Below are 9,165 nucleotides of genomic sequence, written 5' to 3'. Positions count from 1 at the left end.
TGTACGCCCCGCCACCCCTGCTGCTGCGCATGGTCGAGGCCGGACGGCTGGGGAAGAAGAGCGGCCACGGCTTCTATCGGTACGACGTCCCCCGCGCCGCCGCCCGAGCCGCCCGCTGACCGCCGTGACCCCGGAGCTCGAACGCTCGCACCTCGCTCTCAGCCGTGCGTCCAGCGTGCTGGGGTATCCGCGGATCGGCCCGCGCCGCGAGCTCACACGCGCGCTGGAGCGGTACTGGCACGGCGACGGCACCCGGTCCGAACTCCTCGCCGTGGGGCGCCGGATCCGGGAGTCGACCTGGCAGGAGCTCCGCGAGACCGGCATCACGCAGATCCCGGGACACACCTTCTCCTTCTACGACCACGTCCTGGACGACGCCCTGCTGATCGGCGCCGTCCCGCACCGCTTCCGGGACCTGGTCCGCGATCTGTCCCCGCTGGACACGCAGTTCGCGCTCGCCCGCGGCCGTGCCGACGTGGCGCCCCTGGAACTGGTCGCCCTGCAGGGCACCCCGTACCACTACCGCCAGCCCGAGTTCGAGGACTCCTCCGTCCTGGGCCTGCGACCGGCGGAGTTGCTGACGGAGGTCGCCCGCGCCCACGAGCTGGGGGTCGACATCCGGCCCGTGATCACCGGCCCGGTGTCGCTGTTGCTGCTGAGCAAGCCCGCACCCACCGCCGCCCCCGGCTTCCGGCCGATCGCGCTGCTCGACCGGGTGCTCGAGCAGTACGAGGCCCTGCTGGAGGCGCTGGCGGGGGCGGGCGTGACCTGCGTGCAGTTCGACGAACCCTGCATGACCATGGAGCGCACGCCGGCCGAGGTCGAGCAGGTCCGGCACGCCTACGACCGGCTGTCCGCGGTCCCCAGCCGCCCGCGGATCCTGGTGACGGGACAGTACGGGGACCTGGCCGGGGCGCTGCCCGCGCTCGCGTCCACGGGGATCGAGGCGATCGGTCTGGATCTGGTCCACGGCTACCGGCCCGCGGACGAACTCGCGGCGATCCCGGGACTGGCCGGAAAGCGGCTCTACGCCGGCGTGGTCGACGGCCAGAACGTCTGGCGCACGGACAAGTTCGAGGTCCTGGACTACCTGAGGCAGCTCAAGGCCACCTTCGCCGACCTGGTGGTCTCGACGTCCTGCACGCTGCTCCACGTGCCCTACGACGTCGGGGCCGAGGTGGACCTGCCCGCGGAACTCGAGGACGCGCTGGCCTTCGCGCGACAGAAGGTCGCCGAGGTGGTGTCACTGGCGGACGCGCTGGTGGACGGGCCCACGCCGCGCTGGCGGCCGCTGCCGGTGCGGCCCGGTGCGCGCCGGGAGGACGTGCGTGCCAGGACGGCGTCGGTGGACGACGACGACGAGGTCCGCATGCCCTACGCGGAGCGTGCGCCTCTGCAGGCGGAGCGTCTGGGGCTGCCGATCCTCCCCACCGCGACCCTCGGCTCGTTCCCGCAGACGGTACAGATCCGCCGGGCACGCCGGGACCTGGCCGACGGCCGGATCGACTACGAGCGCTACTGCGGTTACCTGCGGGAGGAGATCGCCTCGGTGATCCGGCTGCAGGAGGACATCGGCCTGGACGTCCTGGTCCACGGTGAGGTCGAGCGCAACGACATGGTGCAGTACTTCGCGGAACTGCTCGACGGGTTCGCCGCGACCCGGCACGGGTGGGTGCAGCACTACGGGTCCCGGTGTGTGCGCCCGCCCATCCTGTACGGGGACGTGGCCCGGCCCGCGCCCATGACGGTCGAGTGGACGGGGTACGCGCAGACCCTCACCGGCCGGCCGGTCAAGGGGATGGTGACCGGGCCGGTGACGATGCTCGCCCGGTCCTTCTGTCGGACGGACCTCGCGCTGCCCGAGGTGGCCACCCAGCTGGCGCTGGTGATCCGCGACGAGGTGGCGGACCTGGAGGAGGCTGGGCTGGCGATCGTCCAGATCGACGAGCCGGCCATCCGCGAGCTGCTGCCGCGGCGGGGCGCGGACAGGCGGGCCTATCTCGAGTGGGCGGTGGCGACGTTCCGCCTGGCGTCGGCGGGTGCCCGGCCGGACACCCAGATCCACACGCACCTGAGCTACTCGTCGCTCCAGGTCATGAAGGAGGCGATCGAGGGGCTCGACGCGGACGTGACCGCGATCGTCGCGACCCGGTCGATCGACTGGGTCCTCGACGCCCTCACCGACCACACCCTCACGCGGCAGGTGGCCCCGGGTGTGTACGAGTCTCGATCCGGCTTCGTCCCGGACATCGATCTGCTGCACGAGAGGCTGCTCGAGGCGGTGGCGGCGGTGGGGGTGGACCGCCTCTGGGCGGTCCCGGACGGCGGGCTCAAGACCCGCTACACCTGGCAGTTGGAGCCGAGTCTGCGCAACCTGGTCACCGCGGCGCGACGAATCCGCCGGGCGGTTGCCCGCGGGACCTGAGGTTCCAATAGAATCGGGTCAAGCAACTCCCGGGCCGCCGCGTCCGGGATCGGTAGTAGACGAAAGAGGACGACATCATGGCCGGTCAGACCCTCGAGCACACTGGTGCTGCCATCGTCGAGGAGTACTACCCGAAGTACGCGACCGAGGTGGCGCCCACCTACCCGCTGTACTCGACCGAGATCTACGCCGGTTCGGCCATCATGCTGCTGGCGATGAGCATGCTGGGTCTGCCCATCACGGCGCTCGCCTTCTACACCGACGACATGGACGTGTCCCTCGGTCTGGTCGTGGCCGCGGTCGTGGCCACCGTCGTCGTCTTCGTCATCGGCCTCGCGGTGTGCATGATCGGGTTCCGCAAGTACGGGCGCAAGGACGCACACTGACGCTCGACCCGGTCGCCGCGGCGGGCGGTTCCGCCCTGGTCGCGGGTGACCCGGCGACCGACGCGGAGCGCAGGGCTGCGCTCCGCCGCATGAAGCTGGTCGCGACAGGGTTCCTGGTCGTGGCCGGGATCATCTTCCTCTTCGCGGAGTATTCGCTGTCCAACGGCGCCGGGGCGTGGGCCGGGTACGTGCGCGCGGCGTCCGAGGCGGGGATGATCGGTGGCCTCGCGGACTGGTTCGCGGTCACCGCGCTGTTCCGTCACCCGCTGAGGATCCCCATCCCCCACACGGCGCTGATCCGCAAGAAGAAGGACCAGCTGGGGACCTCGCTGGGCACCTTCGTCGGCGAGAACTTCCTCGATCCCGAGATGGTCAGCGAGAAGGTCCGCAGCGCCCGGATCCCCGCGCGGGCGGGCGAGTGGCTCCAGGAGGAGGACCACCGTGCGATCGCCTCCGACCAGGCGGCCAAGGCGATCCGGTCTGTCCTGGCGGTCCTGCGAGACGAGGACGCCACGGCGATCATCGAGCGGACCATCGTCGCCCGGATCGCGGAGCCGAAGTGGGGACCGCCCGCGGGCCGGATCCTGGCCGAGCTCCTCGAGGAGGGCCGCCACCTGCCTCTCCTCGACCTCATGGCCGACCGCACCCACGGGTGGGTCGAGGCCAACCCGGAGACCATCGACCGCTGGGTCCGCGAGAAGGCGCCCACCTGGGCGCCGCAGTTCGTCAACGAGCTGCTCTCCGACCGCGCCTACCGCGAGCTCCGCGAGTGGACCTGGCAGATCAAGGTGGACAAGCAGCACGCGGTCCGCCTTGCCCTGATCGGGTTCGTCGAGGACTTCGCCCGCGACCTCCAGCAGGACCCGGCCACGATGGACAAGCTCGAGATCTTCAAGGCGGAGGTGATGAACCGCGAGGAGGTCCGTCGGGCGGCGGCCTCCGCCTGGACGGCGGCCAAGCGGATGATCGTCGAGGCCACCGAGGACTCCTCCTCGACCCTCCGGGTGAAGATCGACGACCTCCTGCGCCGGCTGGCCGATCTCCTGGTCGACGACGAGAAGGTCCGGGCGCGCCTCGACGACTACATGACCCGCACCGCGGCGTACGTGGCGGTGAACTACGCCGGCGAGGTGACCTCGATCATCGCCGATACCGTCGAGCGGTGGGACGCCGACGAGGCGTCCGAGAAGATCGAGCTGCTCGCCGGAAAGGACCTGCAGTTCATCCGGATCAACGGCACGCTCGTCGGCGCCCTCGTCGGCGTGATCATCCATCAGTTCACCCTGCTCGTCTTCTGACCTGCTCATTCGACCTGCCCGTTCGTTGACGCGGCCCCTGAGGCGGCCCGCCGCGAGCCTGTGACCCATCACACCGCTCCGACCGCTTGCTGCAGTTAGCACTCGTTGCTAGCGTTGTCCTCAGACGACGTGAGACGCACGGCGAGGGGAGGTGGACTCCATAGCCGAGAAACGTGGCCGGGAGACCGGCAGGAAGCCTGGGTCCACCGCCGCGCAGGCGGTCGAACCGACCGCTGCGACCCTCGCGCGGAGGGCCAAGCCGACCGGCGAGGTCCCCCGTCACGACGACGTCGCCCCACAGGGTGACGACGACAAGCGCATCTCCGAGTCGCAGGACATCGGGTCGTTCATCCGCGCCCAGCGGGAGGCCGCCGAGGTGTCCATCCGGCAGCTCGCCGAGCGTGCCGGCGTCTCCAATCCGTATCTGAGTCAGATCGAGCGTGGGCTGCGCAAGCCGTCCGCTGAGGTGCTGGGTCAGATCGCACGAGGTCTGAGGTTGTCCGCCGAGGTGCTCTACGCCCGCGCCGGGATCCTCGAACTGAAGGAGGGCAGTCCGGTGAGGGACGCCATCCTCACCGCGCCCGACCTCACCGAGCGTCAGAGGGAGGTGCTCGTGGAGATCTACGAGTCGTTCCGAACGAACAACGCGACCGCCGCCGAACAGGTCGTCGACGTGCACTGAGCCCGTCCGACGGCGGCCCCGTGGGGCCACGTCACATCCCACCCCGCAACACCTGCATGACAACGATCAAGGAGCCGACATGAGCCAGAAGAAGCCCGTTTCCAAGAAGACCCCCGCCCAGGCCGCCGCCGCGCAGGCCGAGTCGCAGGCCAACCCCAAGGACACCGCGCCGAGCGGCCCGCTCGGTCAGGCGCTGTCCGCCGTGCGCACCCCGGTCTACGCCTACGTCGGCGTGAACGACCTCGCGGTCCAGGCCGTGTCCGGGCTGGTCTCGGACCTCCGTCGTCGCGCGGAGGAGGCCGTCACCGACGCCCAGACCAAGGTGAACGAGCGCGTGACCGACGTGCAGAACCGGGTGACCGAGCGCGTGGCGGACGTGCAGAACCGCGTCACCGAGGTCCCCGATCGCGTGCAGGCGCTGCCGGCCGAGGTGGAGGAGCTGGTCAACCGGTTCCGCCCCGAGGAGCTGCGGAAGGTCGCCGACGCCTACGTCGAGGTCGCGGCCGGGATCTACGGTGGGCTCGCCGCCCGTGGCGAGGACGTGGTGTCCCGCCTGCGTGAGGAGAACCCGCAGCTCGAGGCCGGCCTGGCCCGCGTCAACGAGCAGGTCGCCCGCGCGGCCGGCGCAATGGAGGAGCAGGTCGAGCTGGGCGAGGACGCGCTCGGCACGGTCGCCCGCCAGACCCGGTCGATCGGCGTGAAGGCCGCGGGCCGCGTGTCCAAGGCCGCCCGTCAGGCCGCCGAGGAGGCCGGTACCGCCGCCGACAAGGCCGCCGACAAGGTCGAGGACGCCGCGTACGCCGCCTCGGACGAGGTCCAGAGCGGTGCCGCGAAGGTCGAGGCCCAGGCGGCCCAGGCCAAGAAGGCGACCGTGAAGAAGGCCCCGGCCAAGAAGGCTCCCGCGAAGAAGGCCCCGGCGAAGAAGGCCCCGGCCAAGAGCGCCGCGAAGTCGACCACCGCCTCCAAGTCGACCACCGCCTCCAAGTCGACCACGGCGTCGAAGTCGGCGTCGACCCCGGCGACCAAGTCGACCTCCGGGTCGGCGTCGGGCTCGACCTCGGGTTCGGGCTCGACCTCCGGTTCGGGCTCGGCCAGCACGCCGTCGTCGTCCTCGACGACCTAGTCCTCGTCGTCGACCGACAAGTCGTCCGACTCCGGCAGCAAGTGAGTCACCGCGGCTGAGGCCGCAGTCAGCCGCCCCCGGCCCGCTCTCCCCGAGCGGGCCGGGGGCGGCTCTCGTCACGGGGCCGTCGAACCCCCAACTCCACGCCGTGAACATCGATGGCCGGGGTGTCGGACGCGCCGACTACACTGGCGGCTGTGATTGATGCATTGCCCGGAACCTGGGGCCTCATCCAGTTGGCGATACAGGCGGCCCTCGTGGCGTGGGCGCTCGTCGGCCTGGTGTTGGCGGTCCTTCCTCCCGCGTCGGCGTACTCGATGGAGGGGAAGTGGCCCAAACCGGCCTGGATCGGTATCTGCGCCGGTGCCGCCCTCTTCTTCGCGATCCGGCCGTTCGGGATCCTCGGAATCGTGGCGATGGTGGCGGTCGGGGTGTTCTTCGCCGACGTCAAGCCTGCCGTCGGCGGCAGGCGCAGGTGAGTGCCAGGGGGTCCGCGCCGCTGCAGCGCATCGAGGAGCTGGCGGAGACCTCCGGCGCGACCGTTCGCAATATCCGCGTCTATCAGGAACGCGGGTTGCTCCAGCCGCCCATCCGACAGGGCCGGACCGCGCTCTACGGGCCGGATCACCGCAGTCGGCTCGACCTGATCCTGCGCCTGCTCAACCGGGGATACACCTTCGCCACGATCGAGGAGCTGCTCATCGCCGAGCGGCACGGGTTCACCCTCGCCGAGTTGCTCGAGGTCGAGAGCGTACGGGGCGAGCGCAGGCCCTCGGGGTCCCGACGGCGACTCACCCGGGCGGAGTCCCAGGCGGTCGCGTCATTCGACATGCCCGAGGAGTTGATCGACGTGGGGGAGTCCCTCGGTCTGATCACCGAACCGGGAGCAGCCGACCACTTCTTCTCCGACGTCTACATGGCCGATCTCCTGCGTGACCTGATCGTCCTCGGCGTGGACGAGGAGGGTATCGAGAAGATCGGCCGCCTGTTCATGGAGGGACAGAGCCGGGCGGCAGAGGCGTTCACCGTTCTGGTGGAGACAGTCCGCGGGGCGGGGATGGACCAGGCCGTATTCGAGAAGCGGGTCCGCTCGATTCTTCCCCGGGCCGGCGCGGCCGCCCGGTTGATCTTCCTGTCCGCCGCCGAGACCCTGCTCACCGAGCGCCACGGTTTCTCCCGCGGCTGAGCCTGCTCCTGTGGCCGGGCCTCGTCTCAGGTGAAGACGACGGTCCGGGCGTCGTGGACCAGGACGCGGTCCTCGAGGTGCCACCGCAGCCCGCGGGCCAGCACCAGCTTCTCGGCGTCGCGGCCCTGCCGGACCATGTCCTGCACTGTCGCCGCGTGGTCGACGCGGATGACGTCCTGCTCGATGATCGGTCCCTCGTCGAGGTCGGCGGTGACGTAGTGGCAGGTCGCCCCGATGAGCTTGACCCCCCGGATGTGCGCCTGGTGATAGGGGCGCGCCCCCACGAAGCTCGGCAGGAAGCTGTGATGGATGTTGAGGGCGCGACCGGCCCAGCGGGAGCACAGATCGTCCGGCAGGACCTGCATGAAGCGGGCCAGGACGATGGCGTGCGGGTCGATGTCGTCGACGATCGAGGACACCTCGGCGAACGCGGGGCCCCGCTCAGCCGGATCCGCCGGGAACGGCACGTGGTGGAAGGGGATGCCGTGCGCCTCGGTCATCCCCCGCAGGGTGTCGTGGTTGCCGATCACGGCGCGGATGCGGGCGGGGAAGTCCCCGCTGTCCACCCGGCCCATGAGATCGTGCAGGCAGTGTCCCTCCTTGGACACCAGGACGACGATGTCCTTCGGTTCGGTGGAGTCCGCGATGTTCCAGTCCGTCTCCGGGCCGAGCTCGGCGGCCACCCGGGAGAAGCGACGGCGCAGTTCGTCGAGGTCCATCCCGATCGACTCGGCGTCCACGGACTGCCGGGTGAAGAACCAGCGGGAGTTCTCGTCCGCGTGGTAGGCCGCCTCCACGATGGTGCCGCCGAGCTCGGCGAGGAACGTGGCGATGCGGGCGACGATGCCGATGCGGTCGGGGCAACCCAGCGTGAGGACGTAGCGGCGTGACATGAACGGTCATTGTGCCAGCAGGGGGTGTCGGGGAGCCCCGCTAGGAGACTGCTGAACAAGTGGCGTGGCTGGCCTGCGAGGTTGGGGTGGCACTGAAATGATGTGCCTCATGCAGGGTGAGTCGGATCGGCAGCGGGAACTGTTGGATGTGGAGTCGGTGGCGGGGCATCTGCTCGAGCCCGGCAGTGTGTTCGCGTTGCTGGCCGAGCATCGTGACCGCCTGTTCCCGGACGAGTTGTTCGCCGACCTGTTTCCCTCTGGCCGGGGCCGGCCCTCGATCCCGGGTGAGGTGATCGCCTCGGTGATCGTGCTGCAAGCCCTGTTCGGGCACTCCGATCGGGAGGCGGTCGATGCGTTGACATTCGACCTGCGGTGGAAAGCCGCCTGCGGGTACGCGGTCGATGCGAAGGGTTTCGACTCCTCGACGTTGACGTATTGGCGGCGCCGGCTGGCCGCCAGTGACCGACCGCAGCGGATCTTCGAGGTGGTACGCCAGGTCATCGCCGAGACCGGTGCGGTCAAGACCAAGACCCGCCGCGCCCTGGACTCGACGGTCCTGGATGACGCGGTGGCCCGTCAGGACACGATCGCCCAGCTCATCGCGCAGATCCGCCGGGTGGGCCGCGAGGTGCCCGGGGCGAGAGAGTTTATCTCCACCGAGTGCACCCGGTTGGCGGCGCTGTGCGGGCAGGACTACACCGTCGCCGGTAAGCCCCGCATCGCCTGGGATGACCAGGCTGCCCGGGACGAGCTCGTTTCCGCCCTGGTGGGCGATGCTCTGGCACTGCTTGAGGCTCTGGATGTGGAGGCGATCACCGCCGCCGGGGGCAGACCGGCCGAGGCGGTGGCGCTGTTGGCGTTGGTGGCCGGCCAGGACGTCGAGCCCGCCGAGGACTCTGATGGCACTGACGGGCGGTGGCGTATCGCCCGCCGCACCGCGCCGGATCGGGTGATCTCCACCGTGGACCCCGATGCCCGGCACGCCCACAAGACCCGACAACGCCGCCAAGACGGGTTCAAGGCCCACATCGTGGTCGAACCCGACACCGGCCTGACCACGATGTGCTCGCTGACCAAGACGAACGGCCCGGCCAACTCGGATGCCGCGGTCGGTGCGGGGCTGGTCACCGCCGATCCCACCATCGGCGCCGGCGAGCAGATCGAGGTGCTCG

Annotated in this window: 10 protein-coding genes; 9 read left to right on the top strand and 1 reads right to left on the bottom strand. The window is 70.3% G+C overall.

The features are described 5' to 3' along the window. The 8 genes from ABD250_RS14085 to ABD250_RS14050 all read left to right on the top strand — a co-directional run. Positions 1–119: 3-hydroxyacyl-CoA dehydrogenase family protein (locus ABD250_RS14085; RefSeq protein ID WP_344393119.1), on the top strand; the 119-nt coding region annotated here is incomplete at its 5' end. Positions 120–124: 5 nt separating this feature from the next. After that, positions 125–2,425, top strand: a complete 2,301-nt coding sequence (gene metE, locus ABD250_RS14080; protein WP_182658726.1) for a 5-methyltetrahydropteroyltriglutamate--homocysteine S-methyltransferase — start codon at positions 125–127, stop codon at positions 2,423–2,425. A 77-nt stretch (positions 2,426–2,502) separates the two neighbouring features. After that, positions 2,503–2,811 carry a hypothetical protein gene (locus ABD250_RS14075; protein WP_179523424.1) on the top strand — a complete coding sequence of 103 codons (309 nt, stop codon included), beginning with the start codon at positions 2,503–2,505 and terminating at the stop codon, positions 2,809–2,811. 89 nt (positions 2,812–2,900) lie between these two features. Then, complete coding sequence (locus tag ABD250_RS14070) at positions 2,901–4,109, top strand: DUF445 domain-containing protein (RefSeq protein ID WP_182609723.1); 1,209 nt, start codon at positions 2,901–2,903, stop codon at positions 4,107–4,109. Positions 4,110–4,269: 160 nt separating this feature from the next. Further along, positions 4,270–4,791, top strand: a complete 522-nt coding sequence (locus ABD250_RS14065; RefSeq protein ID WP_187700505.1) for a helix-turn-helix domain-containing protein — start codon at positions 4,270–4,272, stop codon at positions 4,789–4,791. 79 nt (positions 4,792–4,870) lie between these two features. Beyond that, complete coding sequence (locus ABD250_RS14060; RefSeq protein WP_241730657.1) at positions 4,871–5,914, top strand: hypothetical protein; 1,044 nt, start codon at positions 4,871–4,873, stop codon at positions 5,912–5,914. Between the two features lie 197 nt (positions 5,915–6,111). Next, entirely contained in the window at positions 6,112–6,393 is a 282-nt protein-coding gene (locus ABD250_RS14055; protein ID WP_182658727.1) for a DUF2516 family protein, read from the top strand. Then, the gene (locus ABD250_RS14050; RefSeq protein WP_182644847.1) at positions 6,390–7,100 is read left to right on the top strand and encodes a MerR family transcriptional regulator; all 711 of its coding nucleotides are present in this window, start codon (positions 6,390–6,392) and stop codon (positions 7,098–7,100) included. Before ABD250_RS14055 ends, ABD250_RS14050 begins: the two co-directional genes overlap by 4 nt. A 26-nt stretch (positions 7,101–7,126) precedes the next feature. On the opposite strand, the gene purU is transcribed toward ABD250_RS14050, so the two are convergent. Then, positions 7,127–7,993, bottom strand: coding sequence for a formyltetrahydrofolate deformylase (gene purU, locus ABD250_RS14045; RefSeq protein WP_182610499.1), 867 nt, complete (start codon positions 7,991–7,993; stop codon positions 7,127–7,129). A gap of 109 nt (positions 7,994–8,102) precedes the next feature. Between purU and ABD250_RS14040 the strand changes: the two genes are divergently transcribed. Next, a partial coding sequence (locus ABD250_RS14040; RefSeq protein ID WP_344392866.1) for a transposase occupies positions 8,103–9,165 on the top strand: 1,063 nt, incomplete at its 3' end.

Source organism: Dietzia cercidiphylli (assembly GCF_039531545.1).
Classification (GTDB): Bacteria; Actinomycetota; Actinomycetes; order Mycobacteriales; family Mycobacteriaceae; genus Dietzia; species Dietzia natronolimnaea.
Note: the sequence above shows the minus strand (reverse complement) of the source record. Positions and strands in the feature narration are given on the sequence as shown.